Source organism: Clostridium aquiflavi (genome assembly GCF_031344075.1).
Classification (GTDB): Bacteria; Bacillota; Clostridia; order Clostridiales; family Clostridiaceae; genus Clostridium; species Clostridium aquiflavi.
Genome location: NZ_JAVJAN010000022.1, coordinates 1 through 24,122 on the forward strand (window position 1 = coordinate 1; position 24,122 = coordinate 24,122).

At 26.6% G+C, this 24,122-nt stretch carries 26 protein-coding genes; 22 read left to right on the forward strand and 4 right to left on the reverse strand.

Going from position 1 to position 24,122, the window contains the following annotated elements; genetic code table 11:
• Nucleotides 1-137: 137 nt before the first annotated feature.
• Nucleotides 138-908 (reverse strand): alpha/beta hydrolase, encoded by a 771-nt coding sequence (locus tag RGC78_RS09160; RefSeq protein ID WP_252213821.1) that lies wholly within the window; start codon nt 906-908, stop codon nt 138-140.
• Nucleotides 909-1,097: 189 nt separating this feature from the next.
• On the opposite strand from RGC78_RS09160, the gene RGC78_RS09165 reads away from it, so the two are divergent.
• Nucleotides 1,098-1,655: a DUF3867 domain-containing protein gene (locus tag RGC78_RS09165; protein ID WP_252213819.1), complete on the forward strand. Its 558-nt coding sequence runs from the start codon at nt 1,098-1,100 to the stop codon at nt 1,653-1,655.
• A 264-nt stretch (nt 1,656-1,919) separates the two neighbouring features.
• Here the strand turns inward: RGC78_RS09165 and RGC78_RS09170 are convergent, their stop codons facing one another.
• Entirely contained in the window at nt 1,920-2,903 is a 984-nt protein-coding gene (locus RGC78_RS09170; RefSeq protein WP_309556532.1) for an alpha/beta hydrolase fold domain-containing protein, read from the reverse strand.
• A gap of 271 nt (nt 2,904-3,174) precedes the next feature.
• Here RGC78_RS09170 and RGC78_RS09175 point away from each other — a divergent pair, with 271 nt between their 5' ends.
• The 8 genes from RGC78_RS09175 to RGC78_RS09210 all read left to right on the forward strand — a co-directional run bounded on the left by RGC78_RS09175 (nt 3,175) and on the right by RGC78_RS09210 (nt 11,654).
• Entirely contained in the window at nt 3,175-4,113 is a 939-nt protein-coding gene (locus RGC78_RS09175) for a DUF6414 family protein (protein WP_252213815.1), read from the forward strand.
• A 119-nt stretch (nt 4,114-4,232) separates the two neighbouring features.
• Nucleotides 4,233-5,696: a threonine synthase gene (thrC, locus tag RGC78_RS09180; RefSeq protein WP_252213813.1), complete on the forward strand. Its 1,464-nt coding sequence runs from the start codon at nt 4,233-4,235 to the stop codon at nt 5,694-5,696.
• Between the two features lie 3 nt (nt 5,697-5,699).
• Nucleotides 5,700-6,599: a homoserine kinase gene (thrB, locus tag RGC78_RS09185; RefSeq protein WP_252213811.1), complete on the forward strand. Its 900-nt coding sequence runs from the start codon at nt 5,700-5,702 to the stop codon at nt 6,597-6,599.
• On the forward strand, nt 6,596-7,033 hold the full coding sequence (locus tag RGC78_RS09190) for an ACT domain-containing protein (RefSeq protein WP_252213809.1): 438 nt from the start codon (nt 6,596-6,598) through the stop codon (nt 7,031-7,033). The genes thrB and RGC78_RS09190 overlap by 4 nt, the downstream gene beginning before the upstream one ends.
• Nucleotides 7,034-7,302: 269 nt before the next feature.
• Nucleotides 7,303-8,154, forward strand: a complete 852-nt coding sequence (locus RGC78_RS09195) for a DegV family protein (RefSeq protein WP_252213807.1) — start codon at nt 7,303-7,305, stop codon at nt 8,152-8,154.
• A 564-nt stretch (nt 8,155-8,718) separates the two neighbouring features.
• Nucleotides 8,719-9,864, forward strand: coding sequence for a cysteine desulfurase family protein (locus tag RGC78_RS09200; protein ID WP_252213805.1), 1,146 nt, complete (start codon nt 8,719-8,721; stop codon nt 9,862-9,864).
• Nucleotides 9,864-11,021 (forward strand): tRNA uracil 4-sulfurtransferase ThiI, encoded by a 1,158-nt coding sequence (gene thiI, locus RGC78_RS09205; protein WP_252213803.1) that lies wholly within the window; start codon nt 9,864-9,866, stop codon nt 11,019-11,021. Before RGC78_RS09200 ends, thiI begins: the two co-directional genes overlap by 1 nt.
• A 126-nt stretch (nt 11,022-11,147) precedes the next feature.
• A complete protein-coding gene (locus RGC78_RS09210; RefSeq protein WP_252213801.1) occupies nt 11,148-11,654 on the forward strand; it encodes a GNAT family N-acetyltransferase in 507 nt (168 codons plus the stop codon).
• Between the two features lie 420 nt (nt 11,655-12,074).
• On the opposite strand, the gene RGC78_RS09215 is transcribed toward RGC78_RS09210, so the two are convergent.
• Nucleotides 12,075-12,461 carry a hypothetical protein gene (locus tag RGC78_RS09215; RefSeq protein ID WP_252213799.1) on the reverse strand — a complete coding sequence of 129 codons (387 nt, stop codon included), beginning with the start codon at nt 12,459-12,461 and terminating at the stop codon, nt 12,075-12,077.
• Between the two features lie 282 nt (nt 12,462-12,743).
• Between RGC78_RS09215 and hisZ the strand changes: the two genes are divergently transcribed.
• The 10 genes from hisZ (at nt 12,744) to hisE (ending at nt 20,376) form a co-directional block, all read left to right on the forward strand.
• Nucleotides 12,744-13,892, forward strand: coding sequence for an ATP phosphoribosyltransferase regulatory subunit (gene hisZ / locus RGC78_RS09220; RefSeq protein ID WP_309556533.1), 1,149 nt, complete (start codon nt 12,744-12,746; stop codon nt 13,890-13,892).
• A gap of 2 nt (nt 13,893-13,894) precedes the next feature.
• On the forward strand, nt 13,895-14,518 hold the full coding sequence (gene hisG / locus RGC78_RS09225; RefSeq protein WP_252213795.1) for an ATP phosphoribosyltransferase: 624 nt from the start codon (nt 13,895-13,897) through the stop codon (nt 14,516-14,518).
• A gap of 61 nt (nt 14,519-14,579) precedes the next feature.
• On the forward strand, nt 14,580-15,866 hold the full coding sequence (gene hisD / locus RGC78_RS09230; protein ID WP_252213793.1) for a histidinol dehydrogenase: 1,287 nt from the start codon (nt 14,580-14,582) through the stop codon (nt 15,864-15,866).
• Nucleotides 15,867-16,919, forward strand: coding sequence for a histidinol-phosphate transaminase (gene hisC / locus RGC78_RS09235; protein ID WP_252213791.1), 1,053 nt, complete (start codon nt 15,867-15,869; stop codon nt 16,917-16,919). It abuts the gene before it with no gap.
• Entirely contained in the window at nt 16,909-17,496 is a 588-nt protein-coding gene (gene hisB / locus RGC78_RS09240; protein WP_252213789.1) for an imidazoleglycerol-phosphate dehydratase HisB, read from the forward strand. The genes hisC and hisB overlap by 11 nt, the downstream gene beginning before the upstream one ends.
• Nucleotides 17,497-17,517: 21 nt before the next feature.
• The gene (hisH, locus tag RGC78_RS09245) at nt 17,518-18,138 is read left to right on the forward strand and encodes an imidazole glycerol phosphate synthase subunit HisH (RefSeq protein ID WP_252213787.1); all 621 of its coding nucleotides are present in this window, start codon (nt 17,518-17,520) and stop codon (nt 18,136-18,138) included.
• Entirely contained in the window at nt 18,135-18,848 is a 714-nt protein-coding gene (hisA, locus tag RGC78_RS09250) for a 1-(5-phosphoribosyl)-5-[(5-phosphoribosylamino)methylideneamino]imidazole-4-carboxamide isomerase (protein ID WP_252213784.1), read from the forward strand. Before hisH ends, hisA begins: the two co-directional genes overlap by 4 nt.
• Nucleotides 18,849-18,885: 37 nt before the next feature.
• Complete coding sequence (gene hisF, locus RGC78_RS09255; protein WP_252213782.1) at nt 18,886-19,647, forward strand: imidazole glycerol phosphate synthase subunit HisF; 762 nt, start codon at nt 18,886-18,888, stop codon at nt 19,645-19,647.
• Between the two features lie 51 nt (nt 19,648-19,698).
• The gene (gene hisI, locus RGC78_RS09260) at nt 19,699-20,028 is read left to right on the forward strand and encodes a phosphoribosyl-AMP cyclohydrolase (RefSeq protein ID WP_252213780.1); all 330 of its coding nucleotides are present in this window, start codon (nt 19,699-19,701) and stop codon (nt 20,026-20,028) included.
• A 21-nt stretch (nt 20,029-20,049) separates the two neighbouring features.
• Nucleotides 20,050-20,376: a phosphoribosyl-ATP diphosphatase gene (hisE, locus tag RGC78_RS09265; protein WP_252213778.1), complete on the forward strand. Its 327-nt coding sequence runs from the start codon at nt 20,050-20,052 to the stop codon at nt 20,374-20,376.
• A gap of 167 nt (nt 20,377-20,543) precedes the next feature.
• On the opposite strand, the gene RGC78_RS09270 is transcribed toward hisE, so the two are convergent.
• Nucleotides 20,544-21,314, reverse strand: a complete 771-nt coding sequence (locus RGC78_RS09270) for a histidinol phosphate phosphatase (RefSeq protein WP_286673965.1) — start codon at nt 21,312-21,314, stop codon at nt 20,544-20,546.
• A 321-nt stretch (nt 21,315-21,635) separates the two neighbouring features.
• Here RGC78_RS09270 and RGC78_RS09275 point away from each other — a divergent pair, with 321 nt between their 5' ends.
• The 3 genes from RGC78_RS09275 to tig all read left to right on the forward strand — a co-directional run bounded on the left by RGC78_RS09275 (nt 21,636) and on the right by tig (nt 24,114).
• Entirely contained in the window at nt 21,636-21,842 is a 207-nt protein-coding gene (locus RGC78_RS09275) for a hypothetical protein (protein ID WP_252213774.1), read from the forward strand.
• Between the two features lie 98 nt (nt 21,843-21,940).
• Entirely contained in the window at nt 21,941-22,738 is a 798-nt protein-coding gene (locus tag RGC78_RS09280; RefSeq protein ID WP_309556534.1) for a hypothetical protein, read from the forward strand.
• A 92-nt stretch (nt 22,739-22,830) separates the two neighbouring features.
• Complete coding sequence (gene tig, locus RGC78_RS09285; RefSeq protein WP_309556535.1) at nt 22,831-24,114, forward strand: trigger factor; 1,284 nt, start codon at nt 22,831-22,833, stop codon at nt 24,112-24,114.
• Nucleotides 24,115-24,122: the final 8 nt, after the last annotated feature.

Here is a 24,122-nt window from a genome sequence, read left to right on the forward strand (position 1 = left end):
AACAATACTCATTAAGGGTTCTAAAAGTCCATTTACAATGCCACTTCACCTATTGCATATATCAACACTGTTTTAAAACATAGCCAATAATTATAATGTTTTTTTATGTGGATATATGTTTAATGAATATTGATATGTTATAAATGTGATTTTATCCATTGGCTAATATCATCAATCACATAATCACGTTCAGGTTCGTTAAGAATTTCATGATATAAACCATCATAAATTTTAATTGTTTTATCAGATGATTTTATTGCATTATAGAATTTCTCTGAATCTTTACATGAAACAAGCTTGTCTTCTTTTCCGTGAAGAATTAATACTGGAAATTCAAATTTATGTAAATCTTTATTTAAAGATTTAAGAGCTTTTTGAATTTCAGTATATAAGCTATCTGAGACTTCTTTTAATATTAAAGAATCTTTAATATAATTATTTACTACATTTTTATCACTACAAATTAGTTTTTCTACATCATTTGCAATATAAGTATCATTAGTATTATTTGTTAAAGCGCTAGACATAATAAGTCCACTAGCTTTATTGGGATAGTTTATTGCAAATTCTGCTATAGCTAATCCCCCTAAATCATGTCCAATTAAAAATATTGGTAGATGTTTATTTTCTTTTTTTGCTATATCTACCATAAAATTTATATCTTGAATTATTTCATCAAAGTTATTACAATGACCTCTTGTACCATGAGATTTTCCATGTCCTCTATGATCAAAAAGATAAGTACTAAAACCATCCATATTTAAATTTTTAATCAAATGTTCATAACGATTACAATGTTCGGTTAAGCCATGAGCTATAATAAGCACTGCTTTAGCATTATCAACTAAGCTTTTTCTTACATAAAGCTTAGTCCCATCAAATGAATTTAGAAATTGTGAAATAATCATAAGTAATTATATCCTCCTAAAAATTATATTTTAAGTATTTTTATGAGATATATTATAATACTTACCATAGAATTTATATAGTGTATATTGTAAAATAATTTATAAATTTAAAAATTTACACTAATAAATAGATTTGTTAATATATAAATAAGTGTATTAGTATATAATGATAAATAAGGAGGAGTATATATGGATGACAAAATTATAGATTTTAATGAGTTGAAAAATAAAGCTAAGGATAAAGATGTAGATAAATTTGAAAGTTATATTTATTCTATGTATTATGAATTAGCTGCTGGAAATTTAACAATGCAAGATTTTTCTAAAAATATCATGACATATATGGGAGAAAATAACATTTCACAAGATAAGTTATTAAATATACAGAAGAAATTCTTAGAGAGATATGGAATAGACTCTTCTATGATTGAAGAACAACTAAAAATGGCAGGTATAAATTTAAATAAAATGCCAAATGGTTATGAGTCTATTAGAAAAACCATGGGATTTCAAGAAAAATATAAGAGCAGAATTAAAGTGAAAACAGTATCTGAATACACAATAAGTAATGAGAAAAATAATCTAACAGCATTAATAGAAGAAGATCAAATGAGGTTAATAAGTCTTCAAAAGATAGATTTAAGTGATAATGAATTAAATGAATTTATATGTTCATATAAAAAAGTTATAGAAAATGATAAATTAAAAGTTGTATTATCTGAAAACATTAAATCATATGAATATTAAATGTGAATAAAACCCTCTTTTAAAGAAAGAATATATTAAAACCTATTGTTTAGAAGAGGACTTTTTATATGGAAATAAGAAATAAGAAGCACTATGATAGAGTAGTTTTAACTATGAAAGAAAAGTATGTGGGCATAAGGAACAATTTTAAAAAGATATATCTATTGATAAAGGAGCAATGCTATAATCATGTGTTGATATATGCCACTTTCCCCATTGCATATATCAACACATATCCTAAAATTAAAATCTCCATTATATTAATTAATATAATGGAGATTTTTTTACTATAAACTTTAATACTTCTTTGGTTAGATCGATTATATCTTGTGTAAATATGTTTGACATATCATGTGAAGTAGCTTCTAAAGGTACTAATTGAGCAGATGCTTTTTCCTCAACACATTTATTATATAAGTCTAAAGAACTTTCATAAGGAACAAGGGAATCACTCTTACTATGAATTATCAAAGTATCTGGAATGTTAGAATTAATATAATTAATAGGGTTAAATTCAGAGGCTATAGAGCTTCTATCATTTATAGAATTAAAAATATTTGTTAAGTCCCAATTCAAATCAGATGTATCTAACAAATTAAGATCTGTAGGACCGAAAAAATCAATGACATATTTCACTTTTGAAGGATACTTAGCTAAATCTACATCATCAGTAAAATCATCATTTGAAGTATATGCACTCATCAATGATAAATGAGCACCAGATGACATACCTATAATTCCAATTTGGTTTGGATTCATATTATAGTCTTCGCTATTTTTGTAAATCCATCTTAAAGTATCTTTTATATCACATATTTGTTTTTCGAAATTTTCATGCGAACGCATAAGTTCGTATTCTGTACTTATTATAGTAAATCCATTATTTCTAAATATATCTAGTATTGGAGTGATAAATTGAGGAATGCTCTTATCACCATATACCCAACTTCCACCATGTACATATAGAATTACAGGAGAACTCTTATAGATATTTTTCAAAGGTTTATAAATATCTAATTTTAATTGTACATTATTAGTATCTTTATAGATTATATCTTTATAATCTACATCATTAGTCGGTGAGAATTCAAATTCTTTATTTAACGAAAAATTATCTTTTAAAGAAATTACATCTTTAACAATAGTATAAGTTAATTGAATTTTTTTTCTAAAGATTATTCCTAAGCTAATACTTAAAATTAATATAATTATTAATGAAAATTTAAAAATTTTTTTTATAATACGCATAAAAACACCACAACTTAAAATTAATATAATAACTATTATATCATAAGTATATAATGATTATACTATGTATTAATTTAATAAATATATATGATTTATTTAAGATTTTAGGAGAAATAATATGTTAATAGAAATCATATAAATAATTTATAGATAATAAAAATAGAGAATACAGTCGCCTGCTAGATTTTTTCAAATGAATTTAAAAAGGCAGATGCGTAAAAAAATAAACGCTCTACAGTCGCTTAGTGATTTTTTTATAAGGAGAGAATATATGAATAATCCTTTTGATATACTTATATATTTAGATGAAAACTTAGTTAGAAATTTATCTTCTTTAGTTTTATCAGGTTATATAGATACAAGAATTCAAAAAAGAATTAGAGATGCAAAAGTTTCTGAAGGAGTTCATTTTGATAGTAGGAGTGGTTCTTTTCAACAGGAAACTGAAGGAAAAAACGAAAGAGAAGGATATAGAGATGAAAATAAAGGCAATTTGGTAAATGCAGAACAGCATAATCAAGTATGGAAAGATTTTAATGGTACAGGAAACGTAAGGTTAGAAGAAGAAATACGTAGGACATATACAACATTTGTTCTTAATGGAAATCTTAATAATTTTTTTAATAAAGGGGAAATATTGCATTCTAGAAATGCTATTAATATATTAAACGATGAAGTTGAATCAGGAGAATTAGTAGAAATTACAGGACAAATAACTAATCAATCAATTGTGTCTTATGTAGAAACTTTAATTGCTTTATTAAGTGCTATAGGGTGTGACAAATTAGATCCATTATTAGATAAAGAAAAATATAAATTTATAAATTTTTCAGTTCTCTTAAAATTATTAAATAACTTAAAAGGAACACTGACTTTAAATAATACTGAGGATTTAATTATGACCACAGGGGATTGTACTACTGTTTTAACTGTTAATAAAAACAATTTTATGAATAACGATTATAATATCTTTGATAAAATAAATTGTGAATGTAAAGTAATTGGCAAGGTAGTAAAAACATGCTGTGGATCAGGATGTATAAATTTTTTAAGAAAAACAGGTACAGAAAAGTTTTATGAAGATCTTTTAAATTATTGTGATTCGCTTTTAGAATGTTTAAAAGATAATGGGATAATAGTACCTGAAAGACCTTGTTGCAAAGTTGAAAATAAGGGAATACAATTAATGCCAATAAGCATTTCTATCTGAGAATAGTTATGCTTATTTGTATTTAAAATAAAAACACTTGTTTTCTGTATAAGGACATGATAATATATATATATTAAGAAAAGGCATATATAATTAGATAAAGAAATTGGGGTGATTGAATGGAATTTATAAGTACTAGAGGAGTGGAATATGGGGTATCCTCTGCAATGGCAATAATAAATGGAATTTCTAAAGATGGAGGACTTTATGTACCTGAAAGTTTTCCTAGTGTATATTCATCATTAAAGAATAAAAAGGAATTTAGTTATGAAGAATTAGCATTTGAAATTATTAATGAATATTTTACTGATATTGATGATGAAGATTTAAAGAACGCAATTAATGAATCATATAATAATAGGTTTGAAGTTAAGGTACATAATAACTTTTTAGAATTATATCATGGTCCAACTTGTGCATTTAAGGATGCAGCATTACTATTTCTTCCACAGATAATGAAAAGAGCAAAAAAGATTTGCAATAAAGAGGAAGATATAGTAATATTAGCAGCGACATCAGGAGACACAGGAAAAGCAGCCTTAGAAGGATTTAAAAATGTTGATGGATTTAAAGTAGTGGTATATTATCCTAAGAAAGGTGTAAGTGCTATACAAGAAAGACAAATGATAACTCAACAAGGCAATAATGTTAAAGTTATCGGCATAAATGGAAATTTTGATGATGCACAAAAATCTGTAAAACAAATATTTGGAGATAATGATTTTAAAGATAACTTATTAAAGAAAGGATTTGCTTTATCATCTGCAAATTCTATAAATATAGGGAGATTAGTTCCACAAATAGTATATTATTTTTATGGGTATTTCAACTTGGTGAAAAAAGGGGTTATAAAACAAGATGAAAAAATTAATGTAGTAGTTCCAACAGGGAACTTTGGAAACATATTAGCATCATACTACGCGAAACAAATGGGACTTCCTATAGATAAATTTATTTGTGCTTCAAATGAAAATAAAGTTTTAACAGATTTCTTTAAAAGCGGTATTTATGATAAGAGACGTGAACTTGTATTAACGGAATCACCATCAATGGATATTTTAGTATCATCTAATCTTGAGAGATTGTTATTCGAGGCAAGTGGACGAAATTCAGAAGTTATAAATAATCTTATGAATTCATTGAATGAAAATGGCGTATACGAAATAAATGATGACATGAAAAAATTTATGAAAGAGTTTTATGGAGAATATGCTACAACAGAAGAAGTATCTAATGCAATAAAAGAAGTTTATGAAAAAGATAATTACTTAATGGATACTCATACGGCTGTTGGTTATGTTGTTAAAAATAAATATCAAGCAGAAACTAATGATACTAAAGAAGTGTTGATAGCATCAACTGCTAGTCCATTTAAATTCCCAAGAAGTATTTGTAAAGCACTAAATATTTCAAATGATGAAATTGATGATTTTGAGGTATTAAAGAAGTTATCTGAAATTACAAAAAACAATATACCATATAGTTTGGTTAATTTATCGGAATATGAAATTCTTCATGATGAAGTTTGGGATAAGTCTGAGATGAAAAAAGCATTACTTTCTTATCTTGGAATTGAAGGATAAATTATGATTAAAGTTAGAGTGCCAGCTACGTCAGCAAATATGGGACCAGGATTTGATTCAATAGGAATGGCAGTAGAATTATATAATGAATTTGCCTTTAGAGAAATAAATGATGGATTAAATTTTAATGGGATACCAGAAGAATTTTGTAATGAAGATAATATAATATATAAAGCTATGAAGTATTGCTTTAATAAGGCAGGTTATGTAATCAATGGGCTTGAAATATCTATATTAAAGCAAGATATACCTATATCAAGAGGACTTGGAAGTAGCTCTAGCTGCATAATTGGGGGATTAGTTGGAGCTAATGAAATTTTAGGGGGGAAATTTTCAAAGGATGAACTATTAGAAATGGCTGTTGAAATAGAAGGTCATCCGGATAATGTTGCACCAGCTCTATTTGGGGGAATAGTTGTTGCAATAATTGAAAATAATAAGACTGTATATAATAAAATAGAAATTAAAGATAAAGTTAAATTTATAACTATAATACCTGATTTCAGATTATCTACTGAAGAAGCAAGAAAAGTTCTTCCAAAACAAATTTCAAGACAAGATGGAATTTATAATATTGGGAGAGCAGCACTTATGATTTCTTGCTTTGCTACTGATAGATATGATTTAATAAGAAGTGCTTGTAATGATGCACTTCATCAAAATTATAGAAAAGAGTTGATACCTCACTTTGATGACGTTTATAATAAATGTTATGAGCTTGGAGCATTAGGGTGCTATTTGAGTGGTGCAGGACCAACTATTATGTCTATAATCGATAATGGGGCTAATGGCTTTAGCAATAATATTAAGCAATATTTAGAAGATCATAGTATTAAATGGGGAGTTTTAGAATTACAAGCAGATAACAAGGGGGCATTTGTAATAAAAGGAGATTGTCGATGAAAGGAAATTACTTAGTTATAGACAAAAGAGTTTTACCGGATGTTTATGAAAAAGTTGTTTTTGCTCAAAAGCTATTGAAAGATGGCAAGGTCAAAGAAATTACTGAAGCTACGAAAATAGCAGGGATAAGTAGAAGTGTATATTATAAATATAAAGATTATATATTTGATTTTGCAGAGACTTCTCAAGGCAAAAAAGTGACTTTCAATTTAATAGTTAAAGATCAAACAGGGGTTTTATCTGGAATAATAAATTATATTTCAGAACAAGGTGGTAACATACTAACTATAAATCAAGGTATACCTATAAATGGAATAGCAAATATAAGTGTTACAATTGATATGTCTACATTAATAGGAGATATAAAAACACTTTTAAATGGTTTGTCAGGAATACAACATGTTGAAAAAATAGAATTTGTAGCAATGGAATAAATTTAAAAAGTTATGTGATTAACTAAAAGGGGCTTATAAGGTAACATTTTAATAAGATTTATTAAAATGTTACTAAATATAAATAATTTAGTATAAATAAATCTAATTTATTAACAAGAAGAAGGCGTAGTAATATACGAACATTATATATTACTACGTCTTTTTCTTAATGTGTAAAAATATAGATTAGAAACCGATAATATAGGGAAATAACTAATAAATATGATATAATTGTAGTTATAAAAATTACATATATTAGGGGGATAACCATGGCAGTAAAGATAGTAACAGACAGTACTAGTTGTATTCCACAAAAATTACTTGAAGAATATGATATTTCAATTGCTTCATTGAATGTTATTTTAAATGGAAAAAGTTATAAAGAAATTGATTTAAATAACAAAGAATTCTATGAAGAGATGGAAAAAAGCAATGAAATTCCAACTTCATCACAACCAAGTATTGATGAACTTTTTAAAATATTTAAGGAAAAAGTAGTTAATGGACATGATGTTGTAGGAATATTTTTATCATCAAAGATGAGTGGAACATATTCAAGTTCTAATTTAGTTCGTGAAATGATTTTAGAAGAATATCCTGATGCAAAAATAGAGCTAATAGATTCAACAACTAATTGTATGCAGATGGGATATCAAGTGTTGGAGGCTGCAAGAAGTGCTAAATTTGGAAATAGTATAAATGAAGTTGTTAAAGCAGCAATACAAGTAAAAGAAAATAGTAGATTTTTATTTGTACCAGATACACTAAAGTATTTAAAAAAAGGTGGAAGAATAGGCGGAGCTTCTGCTTTACTTGGAACAATACTTCAAATAAGACCTATTTTAACAGTAGAGAATGGGGAAACTACAGTATTTGATAAAGTAAGAACAAAGAAAAAAGCAGTTGATACAATAGTAAATGAAGTTATAAAGAATGTTAAAGAAAAAGGTTTAGGCGAAGTTATAGTTCATCATATTAATTGTGAAAGTGAAGGATTAGAACTTGCTAAAAGACTAGAAGAAAAATTAGATATACCTGTTACTATTCAATATATAGGCCCTATAATAGGATTACATGTAGGTCCAGGCAGTATGGGGGTTGCATACTATACTAAATGTTAAATTCTTATATATAACAAAGACAAGTTTAATTAAAATCGCTAAATTTAAATTATTAATAATTTAAATTTAGCGATTTTTTTATTAGGCTGTGTTTTAAATATGTGTTGATATATTAATTTTTAGTATTCCTAAGTTCAATTACTAAATTCACTTTGCTTATACATATATCAACAGGCTGCTAAAACATAACCTTTTATTATTAAGAAATAAAAAAATTTAAGATTAAAAAGTGTGGCGAAATATAAAATTAGAAACTTTAATCTAAAATGTGGTGAAGTAAGTTTTACAAAAGCTTTTATAAAACTAATAAATTAAAAAGATTAGTACAAAATATAAAAAAAGATTAGGCTTATTTTGAGACAATTTTAGTATTGTAGTGTAAAATAATAATTAGTATAAAACAATGATTACTTATTGAGAGAAAGTTTTGATCTAAGAATATTATGTATACTATTTATTTAATAAAGCTTCTCATGAACAAGCGTTATTTTAAATATTCTTAAAATACAATAAAAAAATCTAATGATTAATAAGCCATATATTTAATGAAAGGACGAAAAAATAATGGAAGTTTATTTTGATAATAGTGCAACTACTAAACCTTTAAATGAAGTTATAGAAGAAGTCACTTATGGAATGAAAGAGTATTATGGTAATCCTTCTTCTCTTCATCGATTAGGGTTGAAAAGTGAAAGAAAGCTTAAAGAATGTAGAGAAGTTTTAGCAAAGACAATAAATGCAAATGAAAATGAAATATATTTTAACTCTGGTGCAAGCGAAGGAAATAATCAAGTAATTAAAGGTATATTAAAAAAAGGCGCTCATTTTATAACAACACCATTTGAGCATAGTTCAATTGCAAATACAATAAAGAATTTGGAAAGCAATGGAATTGAGATAACATATTTAAAAATAGATAGTAATGGAAAAGTAGATTTAAATGATCTTAAAAATTCTATAACTAAAGAAACTGCACTTGTATCAATAATGCATGTTAATAATGAAGTTGGGGTAATACAAGATTTAAAACAAATAGGTGAGCTAATAAAAGAAAATAGCAGTAGAGCTAAATTTCATGTGGATGCAGTTCAAAGTTATGGGAAACTTAAGTTAGATGTAAAAGAAATGAATATAGACTTTTTAACTGCTAGTAGTCACAAATTTTATGGTCCAAAAGGTTGTGGGTTTATGTATATTAAAAAGTCAAATATATTAAATCCGTTAATTGAAGGTGGTGAACAAGAATTTGGAGCTAGAGCAGGCACTCAAAACATATCAGGAATTATGGGGATGTCAGTAGCGGCTAAAATAGTAAATGATAATTTGAATAGTAACTATAATAAAGTCTACAAAATAAAACAAAGATTTATTGAAAAATTAGAATTGTTTAAAGATATTAAAATTAACAGTTTATTGAATGATGATTTCTCACCGTACATACTAAATATATCATTTAAAGGAGTTAGAGGAGAGGTTTTATTGCATTTTTTAGAAGAAGAAAATATATATGTATCCACAGGATCGGCATGTTCTTCTAAAGGTAGGATAAATAGTGGGAGCTATGTTTTAAAAGCTCTGAATTTAACTAAAGATGAAATTTTAGGCGGTGTTAGATTTTCATTTTCTTATGATAATACTGAAGAGGAAGTAGATTATGTGATAGAAGTCTTAGAAAAAGGTCTTAAATTTTTAAGGAGAATGAAGAGATAATGGAAAAATTAATTTTAGTTAAATATGCACCAGAAATATTTTTAAAAGGACTAAATAGAAATAAATTTGAAAAGAGATTAAGAGATAATATAGGAAAAAAACTAGAAGGAATAAAAATAGAATTTATACAAGATAGTGGCAGGTATTTTATAAAAACTGATAAAATTGATGAGAGTATTAAGAGATTAAGTAATGTTTTTGGCATATCTGAAGTAGCATTAGTAGATGTAGTAGAGATGGATATGAATTGTATAAAAAAAGCAGGACTTGAAAAACTTAATGAAGCTAAAGGAAAAACATTCAAAGTAAACACTAATAGGGCTAATAAAAATTTTGGTGAAAATTCAACATATATATCAAGGGATATAGGAGCTTATATATTAAATAATTGTGATAAAGAAATAAGTGTAGATGTAAAAACTCCAGATATTTTAATAAATGTTGAAATAAGAAATAAAAATGCATATGTATGGTCTAATACAGACATTAAAAAAGGAGTAGCAGGACTACCATATGGTATGAATGGAAGCACGATACTTATGCTATCAGGAGGAATAGATTCACCTGTAGCAGGGTATCTTATGGCTAAAAGAGGTGTAGAATTAAATTGTGTTTACTATCATAGTCATCCATATACATCAGAAAGAGCTAAAGATAAGGTTAAAGAGCTAGCAAAAATCTTAGCTTCATATACTGAAAAGATAAATTTATATGTTGTTCCATTTACTGAAATACAAATGGAAATTTTAGAGAAGTGTAGAGAAGATGAACTTACTATAATAATGAGAAGATTTATGATGAGAGTTGCTTGTAAAATAGCAGAGGAAAAAGGAATTCAATCAGTAACATCTGGAGAAAGTATAGGTCAAGTTGCAAGTCAAACAATGGAAGGTCTTATAGTAAGTAATGATTGTGCAGATAGACCTGTTTTTAGACCATTAATAGCTATGGATAAAACAGATATAATGGATATAGCAAGAAAGATTGAAACATATGAAACATCAATATTACCTTATGAAGATTGTTGCACTATTTTTGTGCCTAAACATCCAAAAACAAAACCAAGAGTTGATTCAATAAGAGAAGAAGAAAAGAGACTAAATATAAATGAACTTGTAAGAAAAGCTATTGATGAAATGGAGGTTATTATTTATTAATATTTGGTTCTGTTTTTATCAACAAATATTTAAATATGATTAACTTAAAAACATCTGGAGGCGTATCCTTTAGATGTTTATTTTTGGTATAATAAAATAAATATGAATTTATTAGGGGGGTAAAATATGGGATATATAGAAACAAAAATAAAAGGGCTTAAATTTAAGAAAACCACAGAAGAAGATATACCGGCTATATTAGAATTTATTAAAAAAATAGCAGTATATGAAAAGATGCTAGATGAAGTTGTTGCTACTGAAGAAACACTTAGAGAATCAATTTTTGAAAATAACAGGGCACATGCTTTGATTATAGAATTTAATAATAAAGTTATAGGGTATATAATATACTTCTTTAATTTTTCAACATTTATAGGAAGAGCAGGATTATATTTAGAGGATATTTACATAGATCCTGAATATAGAGGAAACGGCATTGGAAAAGAAGCATTTGAAACTCTAGTACATATAGCTAAGGAAGAAAAATGTGAGAGAATGGAGTGGGTTTGTTTAGATTGGAATGAATCATCTCTTAACTTTTATGAAAGCATAGGTGCTAAGCAAATGAATGAGTGGATAATTCATAGATTAGATAAAGAAGCAATACAAAAAATTGATGAATGTGGGCTTTAAAAATAAATTTATATTATAGTATGAAGCTCGTAGATGGGAATCTTTACTTTAATTATTATAAGAAAATTTTTAATGTAACTGGGTACTTATACTAAAATATATGGATCTATGTCTACTATATTGACATAGATCCAAGATTAAAATTTGTCAATTCGGAGACCGCTTAAATTGAAAAAATAAATAATTATTTAATAGCACCAATAATTTAAATATTAATTCTTTTTTTGAATAATTTCTGTAAAATAATCTGGTTTAAATAATTTTTGATTACGCATTTCTATCAGTAAATACTCACGCAATAAAAATTCACATGCATCATATCCATCTCATGAAAATAATTTAACAGTAAATTTAATAGTTCTGTCTTTCAATAATCTTTGCACCAGAACCAATTAAATGGTCTATTATTAAGCTCGCTGATTAATTTTTTTTATAAAATTTAGTTTTTAATAAATGTTCTACAGTCAAATATATAATTACAAAAATAAAACATTCAATCTCTAATAATATAATACTTATATTATTAATATCAGATTTATTTAATATTAATAATATCAAACAAATAAATAATGTAGAAAATCCAGAAATACTCCATATTAAACTACACTTTTTATTAACTGATATTAATATATTTTTATTATTAGAACATTTCTTGTCATGAGAAATACCTGAAAATAACATTGCTATAGGTGCAATTAAATCCAAAGTTTTATTTATCTTTTTAGATGAATTATATCTATATAGTATCCCTATCCAAATCATTATTAGTGGTATACAAATATTACAAATTAAAATAAAAATATTCATACAAACATCTCCTATATTAATATTGATAGATTAATTATTATATTAATTAAAATATTTTTTATTCAATAAATATTCCATCCTACTTACGGTTATTGAAAATATATTATTAATATATTAATTATAAAACAATAAAAATATCGAATTAACAAATTATAGTTAATATGATAAAATAAATGTTAATAAAATCTATGGTTAATATTGACATTAACAAAAATATACAGTATTATTAATTACAATATCGATTTAACGCGTTAAAGTAAAAGCAATAAGTGGGGTGGAGTAATGAATAAAAGAAATATGCTTCCAGAAGGGACAAGAGATCTTGTCTTAAATGAATGTGAAATAAAAAGGCACCTAGAAAAAAACATAGATGATTTATTTAGTAATTGGGGATACAGAGAAGTAATAACACCAACATTAGAATTTTATGAAACATTTAATTATTATCCAGAAAGCTTAAAAGAAGAAGAGATGTATAAGTTTTTTGATAATAAGGGAAGAATACTTGTTTTAAGACCAGATATGACAATACCAATAGCAAGATTAGTTTCTACTAAATTAAAAGGTGAAGCTTTACCTATAAGAATTAGATATATATCAAATGTTTTTAGAGTTCATGAGAGTTTAGGTGGTAGAAGAAATGAATATACTGATTGTGGTATTGAGTTAGTGGGGATTAATGGTATTGATAAGGATTTAGAAATATTGGTGTTAGCATTAGAGTCATTAAAAAAATTAGGGCTAAAGAATTTTAAATTAGAAATAGGTAATATAGAATTTTTTAATTCTGCATTTAACGATTTAAATATCAGTAAGGAGAATAAAGAAAAGATAGCTAAATTGATAGAAGGAAAAAATTTAAAAAATTTAGAAGACTTTCTAAAAAGACTAGATATAAAAGAAGAGTATAGAAAATTTTTCAATAAATTACCTTGGATGTTTGGTGATAGAAAAGTGCTTGAAGAAGGAAAAAAATTAGCCTTTAATAATGCACTTTTAAAAAGTATAAGTTATTTAGAAGAGTTATATATTCAATTAGAAGAACTAGGATATAAAGAAAATATAACCTTTGATTTAGGGATGGTACCTAAACTTAATTATTATACAGGAATAATTTTTAGGGGGTATGGGGAAGACATTGGAGATAGTATATTAGCGGGTGGTAGATATAATAAATTAATAAAATCTTATGGCACTGATCTGCCAGCAATAGGGTTTTCAATTGATGTTGATTTAGTAGTGATAAAAAATATAGATAATAATGAGATAATGGAGAAAAATAGAGACATTTATAATTTTTTTTATGGTAACAAAGATGTAGTACAAGCTATAAAGAAAAGTGAGGAACTGCGAAAACAGGGAAAAGTAGTGGAATTATTTCATGATGAAGAGCTAAGTGAATTTAAAATAGTTAAATATGGGGGAAGATAAATATGGCAATAAGTATTGCACTTACGAAGGGGAGATTAGAAGAAGAAAGTATAAAAATATTAGAAAAAGCCAATTTTGATCCAGGTGAATTAAAAAATAAAGGAAGAAAATTAGTTTTTAATGATAGGAATGGAGATATTAAGTATTTCTTAGTTAAGGGAGCAGATTCAATAACATATGTAGAACATGGTGTTGCTGATGTTGGAGTTGTTGGAAAAGACACTATCTTGGAAAGTGGAGATAATTGTTATGAAGTATTAGATTTAGGGATTGGAAAATGCAAATTTATAGTAGCGTCATTGCCTGAAAATGATGTTTTTAAAAAGACTGGACATATAAAAATAGGAAGTAAATATCCAAATGTTGCAAAAGAGTATTTTAAAAAGAAACAAATGGATGTAGAAGTGATAAAAATAGAGGGGTCAGTAGAGCTTGCACCAATACTAGGGCTATGTGATGGGATTGTAGATATTATGGAGACTGGAACTACTTTAAAAGAAAATGGACTTATTGTTTTGGATAATATATTTGATATAAGTGCAAGGCTTATAGTAAACAAAGCTAGTTTTAAAATGAAACAAAATGAAATAAGGGAATTTCTTCATAGAGTAAGAGATGTAATCTGATAAGTTATATATGCTAAAAGACAATATAATAATTAACAATAGTAAATTGGGGGCGATTCAATTGTTAAATTTAATGGAAGTTAATGAAGCAAATAAGGGTGAATTAATTAAAGAATTAAATCAAAGAGAAGGTTCAATACAAAATGATGTTATGTTTAATGTAAGCACTATACTATCAGAAGTTAAGAGATTTGGAGACAAGGCGTTATTTAAATTTACTAATGAATTTGATAAAGTTAAACTAAAAAAATTAGAGGTTAAAAGTGAAGAAATAGAAAAATGTTTTGATTGTGTTGAAAAAGAATTTATTCAAGCACTACAAGAGGCCAAAGTAAATATTGAAGATTATCATAAAAAGCAAAAAACAAATGGATTTATTATGGCTAAAGATAAAGGGGTTTATTTAGGGCAAAGAGTTATTCCATTAGAGAGAGTTGGCGTATATGTTCCTGGTGGAACAGCAGCGTATCCTTCTTCGGTATTGATGAATGTTATACCTGCAAAAGTAGCTGGAGTTGATGAGATTATAATGGTAACTCCACCTGATAAGGATGGGGAGATAAATCCATATATAGGAGTTGCAGCAAGTATAGCAAAGGTAGATAAAATATATAAAGTTGGTGGGGCACAAGCTATTGGTGCGCTAGCTTATGGTACAGAAAGTATAAAAAAAGTAGATAAGATAGTTGGTCCAGGAAATATATTTGTTGCACTTGCTAAAAAATTAGTATTTGGAACTGTGGATATAGATATGATTGCAGGGCCTAGTGAAATTTTGATTATAGCAGATGAAAACTCAAATCCAAGTTTTATAGCTGCTGACTTAATGTCTCAAGCAGAACATGATAAATTAGCTTCATCTATATTAGTTACAACTTCAAAAAGACTATATGATGAAGTAGAAAAACAATTAGAATTACAAATTAAAAATCTTACAAGAAAAGATATAATAAGAGATTCTCTTAAGAAGTTTGGTAAAGCTCTAATATGTAAAGATATAGATGAATGCATAGATATATCAAATCTTGTGGCTCCAGAGCATTTAGAGCTCATGGTTGATAATCCAATGGAGTATTTAGGGAAGGTAAGAAATGCTGGTTCCGTATTTTTAGGAAGATATTCACCAGAACCAATAGGAGATTATTTTGGAGGAACCAATCATGTACTACCAACTAGTGGAACAGCTAGATTCTTTTCACCATTATCTGTAGATAGTTTTATTAAAAAATCATCTTTCTTATATTATTCTCAAAAAGCTATTTTAGAAAATGGAGAAAAAATAATAACATTAGCTAATAAAGAAGGATTAACTGCTCATGCAAATTCAGTGAAAGTGAGGCTTGTATAAATGAATCAATATATAGATATAGATCAAGAATACCAAATAAGATTAAATAGCAATGAAAGTTATATAGACATGGATAATAATATAATGATAGAAATGAAAAGTAATTTATCTACTATAGAGCTTCACAGATATCCTGAAAATAATATGCTTGAAATAAGAAATCTATATGCTGAGTATGCTGGAACACAAAGTGAAAATATTATAGTTGGAAATGGATCTGATGAAGTGATTCAATTAGTTATAAGCCGTTATATAGGTTATGGTAAGAAAGTACTCACATTAGATCCTGATTTTACAATGTATGATTTTTATACTGACTTATTTGGAGGAAAAATAGTTAAGTATAAACTAGGTGAAAATATAGTATTTAATTTAGATGAATTTATTAAATTGGGGGAAAGGGAAAATGTAGATTTGATTATATTTTCAAATCCCAATAATCCAACAGGTCTATCATTAAGTAATAATGATATTATCAAATTATTAAAAAGATTTCCCAATATTCCAATACTGGTAGATGAAGCTTATTATGAATTTAATGGAGAAAGTATGATTTCATATATAAATGAATATAAAAATTTAATTGTTACAAGAACACTTTCAAAAGCATGGGGTTTAGCTGCTTTAAGGGTAGGATTTTTAATATCTAATAAAAACATATTAGAAAAATTAAGTAAAAAAAAGATACCATATACAGTTAATTCGTACTCTCAAGCTATGGTATTAACTGCATTGAAATATCCAGATAGAGTTATAGAAAATTCTAAAGTAATTATTGCTCATAGAGAAAAATTATTACTTCAACTTAAATCTATAGAGAAGGATGCTTCAATGGAGATAAAGTTTTATCCATCCAAAGGTAACTTTATATTTGGAAGAACATCACATAAGTATGCCTTATTAAATGGATTAAATGAGAAAGGGATATTAATTAGAAATTTTTCTGATGATACATTTAGAATAACAGTAGGTTCACAGTTAGAAAATAGAAAACTAGTAAATGTATTAAGAGAAATTTTTATATATCAAGTTGTAGAACAATATGCAAAATAGAATAGCTAAAATAGAAAGAAATACTAGTGAAACTAAGGTGAAAATAGATATTAATTTAGATGGAAATGGATTAAATAAAATTCATACTGGAATTGGTTTTTTAGATCATATGTTAGAATTATTTTCATTTCATAGTAATATGGATGTTTATTTATCTTGTGATGGGGATTTAAATGTGTGTGATCATCATAGTGTTGAAGATATTGGAATAATTTTGGGTAAAGCATTTAAAGAAGCCATAGGAGACAAGAAAGGAATAAATAGATATGGAACTTTTTTTCTGCCTATGGATGAGGTGTTGTCGTTAGTATCTTTAGATATAAGTGGTAGAGGTTTTTTAGTATTTGATTGTGAATTTACTAGAGAAAAAGTAGGGGGATTATCTACTGAAATGGTTGAGGAATTTTTTAGAGCTTTTGCATTAAATTCAGAAATAACATTACATTGTAAAATTTTATATGGAAAAAATGATCATCATAAAATAGAGGCTTTATTTAAAGGACTTGGAAGAGCTTTAAGAGAGGCAAAAGAAAGAAATGAATTAAATAAAGTACCATCTACAAAGGGAATATTGTAATTTAAGGGGGCTAAAAATTACATGATAGTTATAATCGATTATGGAATGGGAAATTTGAAAAGTATAAGTAATGCATTAAATAACCTTGAAATAGAAAATAAAATATCAAGTAATAAGAATGAAATTGAAAATTCTAAAGGAATTATATTACCAGGAGTTGGAGCATTTAAAGATGCAATGTGCAATATAAAAGAAAAGTCTTTAGATACTATAATAAAAAAAGAAGCTGAAAATGGAAAACCGCTCCTTGGAATATGCCTTGGAATGCAACTTCTTTTTGAAAAAGGATTTGAGAGGTATGAAGAAGAAGGATTAGGACTTTTAAAAGGTAATATTGTTAAATTGAAAGAAGATAAAAATAATAATGTAAAGATACCTCATATAGGTTGGAATAATCTTATTTATAATAAAAAAGATGAACTTTGTAAATGTGTTGAAGAAGGTGATTTTGTATATTATGTCCATTCATATTGTGCACAAGGATATGATGAAGAGGATTTAATTGCTTATTCTGAATATGGAATTAATGAAATTCCTGGAATTGTTAGACATAAAAATATTATAGGTGCACAGTTTCATCCGGAAAAGAGTGGAGATGTAGGACTTAGGTTATTAAAAAACTTTGGGGAGTTGATTAAGTGATAATATTACCTGCAATAGATATAATAGATGGTCAAGCAGTGAGACTTTATCAAGGTGACTATAATAAAAAAGAAGTAGTTGCAAATGATATCTTTAATATAGCAAAAGAATTTGAATGTTTAGGTGCGGATTATCTTCATTTAGTTGATTTAGATGGTGCTAAATCTGGATATTGCGTTAATGAGAAGATAATATTAAAACTAGCCAAAACATTGACTATTCCTATAGAAGTTGGTGGAGGAATTAGAAACTTTAAAACTATAGAAAAACTAATAGAAAATGGTGTTTCTAGAGTTATTCTTGGAACCATAGCTATAGAAGATGAAGAACTTTTAAAAAAAGCTATTGAGTGTTATAGAGAAAAAATTTCAGTTGGTATAGATTGCAAAAATGGATATGTTTATGGAAGAGGATGGCTTGTAGAAAGCAAACTTAATTATTTAGATTTTGCAAAAAATATGGAGACCCTAGGTGTAAAAAATATAATAGTTACAGACATAAGTAAAGATGGAACATTAGAGGGTCCTAATGTTGATATGCTTATTGAATTGAAAAAACTTGTAAATATAGATATAACAGCATCTGGTGGAATAAAAGATATTGAAAATATTAAAGAATTAAAAAAAATTGATGTTTATGGGGCAATAACAGGAAAAGCCATATATTCGGGTAGCTTATCATTAAAGGAAGCAATAGATATAACAAGATAATTATAATTTAATTATTTATTAAAAAGGGGGTGAGTACATGCATACTAAGCGGATAATTCCTTGTTTAGATGTAAGGGATGGAAGAGTAGTAAAAGGTATAAATTTTAAAGGATTAATTGATGTAGGAAATCCAGTAGAGCTTGCAAAACATTATAATGATCAGGGAGCAGATGAATTAGTATTCCTAGACATAACAGCTACTCATGAAAAACGTGGAATAATGCTTAAAGTAGTAGAAGAGGTAGCTGAGCAAATTTTTATTCCATTTACTGTTGGAGGCGGATTAAGCTCATTAGAAGATATAAAAGCTATATTAAGAGCTGGAGCAGACAAAGTCAGTTTAAATTCAGCAGCTGTTAAGAATAAAAATTTAATAAAAGAAAGTGCATTTTATTTTGGAAATCAATGCATTGTACTAGCTATCGATGGTAAAAAAAGAATGGATAATTCAGGCTGGAATGTGGTTGTTAATGGAGGAAGAATAGATACAGGTATTGATTTATTATCATGGGTTGAAGAAGTAACAAAACTTGGTGCAGGAGAAATTTTATTAACATCAATGGATGCTGATGGTACTAAAAATGGTTTTGATTTAGAATTAACAAAAGCAGTAAGCAATATAACCAGTGTACCTGTTATAGCTTCAGGCGGATGTGGATGTTTAGAAGATTTTTATGAGGTGTTTAAAAATAATATTTCTGATGCAGCATTAGCAGCATCGCTGTTTCATTATGGTGAATTAACAGTTAAAGATGTGAAGAAATATTTGATTAATAAAAAAATACCCATTAGAGTATAAAGAATTTAAATTTAAAACAAAGCTAATTTTTAATATATTAGAGAGGTTTATATGAATATTGAGGAGCGCATAAATATTGTTGATTTTGATAAAGGGAATGGTCTGATTCCGGCTGTAATTCAAGATTATAAAAGTAAAGAAGTATTAATGTTAGGATATATGTCAAAAGAAAGTTTGAAGAAAACTTTAGAAGGGGATACTACTTGGTTTTATAGTAGAAGTAGAAAGAAACTTTGGAATAAAGGGGCTACATCAGGGAATTTTCAATATATAAAGGAAATAAAAATAGATTGTGATAATGACACTATTTTAATTACTGTAAATCAAAAGGGAGCAGCATGTCATACTGGAAACAAAAGTTGTTTTTATAGAGATTTTTAATATAGAATTGGAGTGGTTTTTATGGAAAATGAGATAAAAAATTTATATAGTACAATTTTAGAAAGAAAAATTAGTGGAGAAAATAGATCGTATACTAATTATCTCTTTACGCAAGGAATAAATAAAATTTTAAAAAAGGTTGGAGAAGAGTGCACAGAGGTTATAATAAGCAGTAAGGAAAGCAATAAAGAGGAACAAGTAAATGAAATATGTGATTTAACTTATCATATACTTGTATTAATGGCTGAGCTTAATATACCTTTAGAAAATATAAAAAATGAATTAAAAAAAAGAAGTGAAAGGATTAATAATTTTAAAGGTGAAAGAAAAGCAATAAAAGAATACTAAAAGTTAATATAATCTTTATTTAGGATTTGTTTTAATAAGATGTTAATATGTGAATGAGTAAAGTTAATTGCCACTTCACTTATTCACATATTAACATCTATAAAAACAGATATTTTATTTAAGTTTACATTAAACAAACTATATTGGAGTTTTTTAGTCTAATTATTTTAAAAAAATTCAGGTTTTCTATTTTTGAAATAAATGGGTTTTAGACCTAGTATTTCTGTTAGCGAAAGTGCATTTTTGAAATTAGTGGCTATGTCATTAACATTATGAGCATCTGAACCAAGGGTTATATATTTACCACCAAGTTCTTTATATCTATTGTAAATATCTATCATATTATGAAATGTTTCATTAGTATCAAGTCTTCGAGTATTTATCTCTAGTACTTTTCCTTTAGAAATTAATGTTTTAAATATTTTATCAAGTATTTCACCATGATCGCATAAAGCAATTTCATTGTTTTCAAACTTAGTATATCTGCAAGGATAGTCAAAATGTGCTAATGAATCAAAACAATCATATTTATTTATTACGTTTAGCATGAATTCAAGATAGTTATGAAAGAATTCTTTTTTAGTAAGATCATCTCTTTTACAATAGTCAACGTAAATATCTTCATCATAAACAGCATGTACTGATCCTAGTACAAAATCATAATTAAAATTTTTTGCTTTTTCGTTTATTGTATTAAATGAAGGAAGAGTTAAGCCTAATTCTATGCCTAAAAGTAAATTATTATTTTTATATTCTGAATAATTATCAAAGTAATTAGGAATATCTAATTTGAACAGATCTTTATCAGGATAATCTTGATCTAAATGTTCAGTTAGTGTAAGTCCTATATTTAATTCATTTGCTTTTGATATAGCATCAGATATTTTCATATCACTGTCAGATGAAAATATTGTATGAATATGGCTATCAAATATCAATTTAATCACTCCAATTTTTATATATTAATGTAGAAATATATGATATATATATTATAATAAGTTTATTCTAAAAAAGTCTGCATAATTAAAATGCAGACTAAATATTATGTCCATCTAAAAAATAACTAAATGAACAACATGGGATTTTGAAGAAGGTTTTATATTACAATATGATAAATAAAGTAATATTATGTAATTGAGTATAAAGTAATTATACATTATTTAGGGTTACTAAAACAATATTTTTCATAAAATTCATTTTAATAACAAATCATAAGGAGATGTGAATAAACAAAAAATATAGTAGGAGAATTAAAAAATATGATAGAAATAAAAAAAGAAGAATTATTAAAGGGTACTCCAGATTATGAGGAGTATTCAGAAAATGTATGCAATTTATCAATGGAAGAACTTAAAGAATTAGGTCTTTTAAAATGTGGTGGATGTTGTACTAAGAATAACCAATCTGTTGATTGTAATAAATGTACTGGGTGTAAAAGTAAAAAGTGCAGTAAGCATAAATTATAAAGAAAATATTAAATATAAATTAAGATATAGATTTAAAAGAAATAATAATATATAATTAATTTGGTTGGTTATAATATATGTATTTTGGAGGGAAAGTTTTGGCTAAACCAAGTATTTTTAGTAGAGAATATGAAAAACGCATGAAAAGAAGAAAAAGAAATTTTTTAATAATATTTATAATAATTAGTTTAGTGGTTATTATATCAATGATTAAAGTGTTAGGTAACACTACAGATTATTCAAATGTAAAACAAAAGATACAGGCATGGATAGATAGTGATTCAATTCAAAAGAATGATGAGATTTTATCGGAGCAAGGGATTGACCAAGTAGAAAAAGAACCAGAACTTCCTAAATCTGAAGAAGAATCTTTTGAAATAACTTTAAAAAATGGGCAAAAAGTTAAAGCTATATATATTAAAGAAAATGAAGATATAAAATTTACAAATATAGAGTCTAGTGATAAGGCATTGGTATATGATATCAGTCAATCTGGAAAAAAAATATTGATATTGGAAAATGATCAAACAATTACTTTATATAATGTAGATGGGACTTCTCAGATTATATCAAAAGAAGAATATAAATCATCAAAGGGTGACGTATTCACAAGAGAATCAACTATTATGAGTAATCCACAATATTTATGGAATTATAATCCCAAGTTTGTTAATGATGATAATATAGTTTTTGTTAGTAATAGACCTTATTTTGGAACAGCAGCAATAAAACAATATTTATGGATAACAAATATAAGTAATAATAGTGATGTAATAAAGTGGGATTTAGCTGGAGCAAAAATAGAAATTCTTGAACGTGAAGAAAAAGGAATAAAAATTACTGTAGATGGTAATATTTATTACATAGATGTAAATTGCAATATTGCTAAACAGTAATATTTATATAAATAATTTGATAAGAAACAGGGATTTATGGTATAATAACCTAGTTAAATTAGATGTATACTATTTTAGGAGGAATTAATAAGATGGAAGCTAAAGTTGAAAAGATAGAAACAAATGTGGTTAAATTAGAAATAAAAGTTGAAGCAGAAAAATTTGATGCCGCATTAACTAAAGCATATAATAAAAACAAAGGTAGATACAATGTGCCAGGATTCAGAAAAGGAAAAGTTCCAATGGCAATACTAAAGAAAATGTATGGCATTGAAATTTTTTATGATGATGCTGTTAATATAGCTATAGATGAAAGTTATAATGAAGCATTAAAGGCTGAAGATATCAGACCAGTTGATTATCCAAAGGTTGATATTGTTGAAATTGGAGAAGGTAAAGAACTTGTTTATACAGCAACAGTTACTACATATCCTGAAGTAGAAGTAGGAGAATATAAAGGTTTAGATATTAAAAAACCTTCATATGAAGTATCTGAAGAAGAAGTTGAAAAACAAGTAAAAGAAATGCAATCTAAAAATGCAAGAATTGAAACTAAAGAAGAAGGAACAGTAGCTGATGGAAACATAGCTATAATCGACTTCAAAGGATTCGTAGATGGTGAAGCATTTGAAGGTGGAGAAGGTACTGATTACCCATTAGAAATAGGATCAGGTACATTCATTGATAACTTTGAACAACAATTAATAGGTTTATCTATAGGAGATAAGAAGGAAGTTAATGTTACTTTCCCTGAAAACTATGGTAAAGAAGAATTAAATGCTAAGCCAGCAATGTTTGAAGTAACAGTAAAAGGAATCAAAGTTAAAGAATTACCAGAATTAGATGATGAATTTGCTAAGGAAGTATCTGAATTTGATACATTAGCAGAATTAAAAGAAAATATAAAGAAAAGATTAGAAGAATCTAATGATGCAAGAGCTGAAAGAGAATTTGAAGAAGCTGTTATAACTTCAATAATTGAAACTTCAAAAATAGATCTTCCAGAAGTAATGTTAACAAAAGAAATAGATTCTATGATGAAGGATCTTGAATCAAGATTACAATATCAAGGATTAAGCTTAGATCAATATATGGAATTCACTGGAAATACAATTGAAAAAATGAGAGAATTCATGAAAGAAAATGCTGAAAGAAAAGTTAAAGCTGACATAATTCTTGAAGCAATAGCTAAATCTGAAGATGTAAAAGCAACTGATGAACAATTAAATGAAAAAGCATTAGAGTTAGGTAGAATGTATGGACCTAAGGATCCTAAAAAGATGGCTAACATTTTATTAAAAGCTCAAAAAGGTATGATTCAAAAAGATATAATTATAGAAAATACTCTTAAATTAATAAAAGAATCTTGTAAATAATAGATATT

Bases quoted from the DNA above. Each gene is read 5' to 3' on its own strand.
- RGC78_RS09160 (WP_252213821.1), bottom strand. From the start codon at position 908: ATGATTATTTCACAATTTCTAAATTCATTTGATGGGACTAAGCTTTAT.
- RGC78_RS09165 (WP_252213819.1), top strand. From the start codon at position 1,098: ATGGATGACAAAATTATAGATTTTAATGAGTTGAAAAATAAAGCTAAG.
- RGC78_RS09170 (WP_309556532.1), bottom strand. From the start codon at position 2,903: ATGCGTATTATAAAAAAAATTTTTAAATTTTCATTAATAATTATATTA.
- RGC78_RS09175 (WP_252213815.1), top strand. From the start codon at position 3,175: ATGAATAATCCTTTTGATATACTTATATATTTAGATGAAAACTTAGTT.
- thrC (WP_252213813.1), top strand. From the start codon at position 4,233: ATGGAATTTATAAGTACTAGAGGAGTGGAATATGGGGTATCCTCTGCA.
- thrB (WP_252213811.1), top strand. From the start codon at position 5,700: ATGATTAAAGTTAGAGTGCCAGCTACGTCAGCAAATATGGGACCAGGA.
- RGC78_RS09190 (WP_252213809.1), top strand. From the start codon at position 6,596: ATGAAAGGAAATTACTTAGTTATAGACAAAAGAGTTTTACCGGATGTT.
- RGC78_RS09195 (WP_252213807.1), top strand. From the start codon at position 7,303: ATGGCAGTAAAGATAGTAACAGACAGTACTAGTTGTATTCCACAAAAA.
- RGC78_RS09200 (WP_252213805.1), top strand. From the start codon at position 8,719: ATGGAAGTTTATTTTGATAATAGTGCAACTACTAAACCTTTAAATGAA.
- thiI (WP_252213803.1), top strand. From the start codon at position 9,864: ATGGAAAAATTAATTTTAGTTAAATATGCACCAGAAATATTTTTAAAA.
- RGC78_RS09210 (WP_252213801.1), top strand. From the start codon at position 11,148: ATGGGATATATAGAAACAAAAATAAAAGGGCTTAAATTTAAGAAAACC.
- RGC78_RS09215 (WP_252213799.1), bottom strand. From the start codon at position 12,461: ATGAATATTTTTATTTTAATTTGTAATATTTGTATACCACTAATAATG.
- hisZ (WP_309556533.1), top strand. From the start codon at position 12,744: ATGAATAAAAGAAATATGCTTCCAGAAGGGACAAGAGATCTTGTCTTA.
- hisG (WP_252213795.1), top strand. From the start codon at position 13,895: ATGGCAATAAGTATTGCACTTACGAAGGGGAGATTAGAAGAAGAAAGT.
- hisC (WP_252213791.1), top strand. From the start codon at position 15,867: ATGAATCAATATATAGATATAGATCAAGAATACCAAATAAGATTAAAT.
- hisB (WP_252213789.1), top strand. From the start codon at position 16,909: ATGCAAAATAGAATAGCTAAAATAGAAAGAAATACTAGTGAAACTAAG.
- hisH (WP_252213787.1), top strand. From the start codon at position 17,518: ATGATAGTTATAATCGATTATGGAATGGGAAATTTGAAAAGTATAAGT.
- hisF (WP_252213782.1), top strand. From the start codon at position 18,886: ATGCATACTAAGCGGATAATTCCTTGTTTAGATGTAAGGGATGGAAGA.
- hisI (WP_252213780.1), top strand. From the start codon at position 19,699: ATGAATATTGAGGAGCGCATAAATATTGTTGATTTTGATAAAGGGAAT.
- hisE (WP_252213778.1), top strand. From the start codon at position 20,050: ATGGAAAATGAGATAAAAAATTTATATAGTACAATTTTAGAAAGAAAA.
- RGC78_RS09275 (WP_252213774.1), top strand. From the start codon at position 21,636: ATGATAGAAATAAAAAAAGAAGAATTATTAAAGGGTACTCCAGATTAT.
- tig (WP_309556535.1), top strand. From the start codon at position 22,831: ATGGAAGCTAAAGTTGAAAAGATAGAAACAAATGTGGTTAAATTAGAA.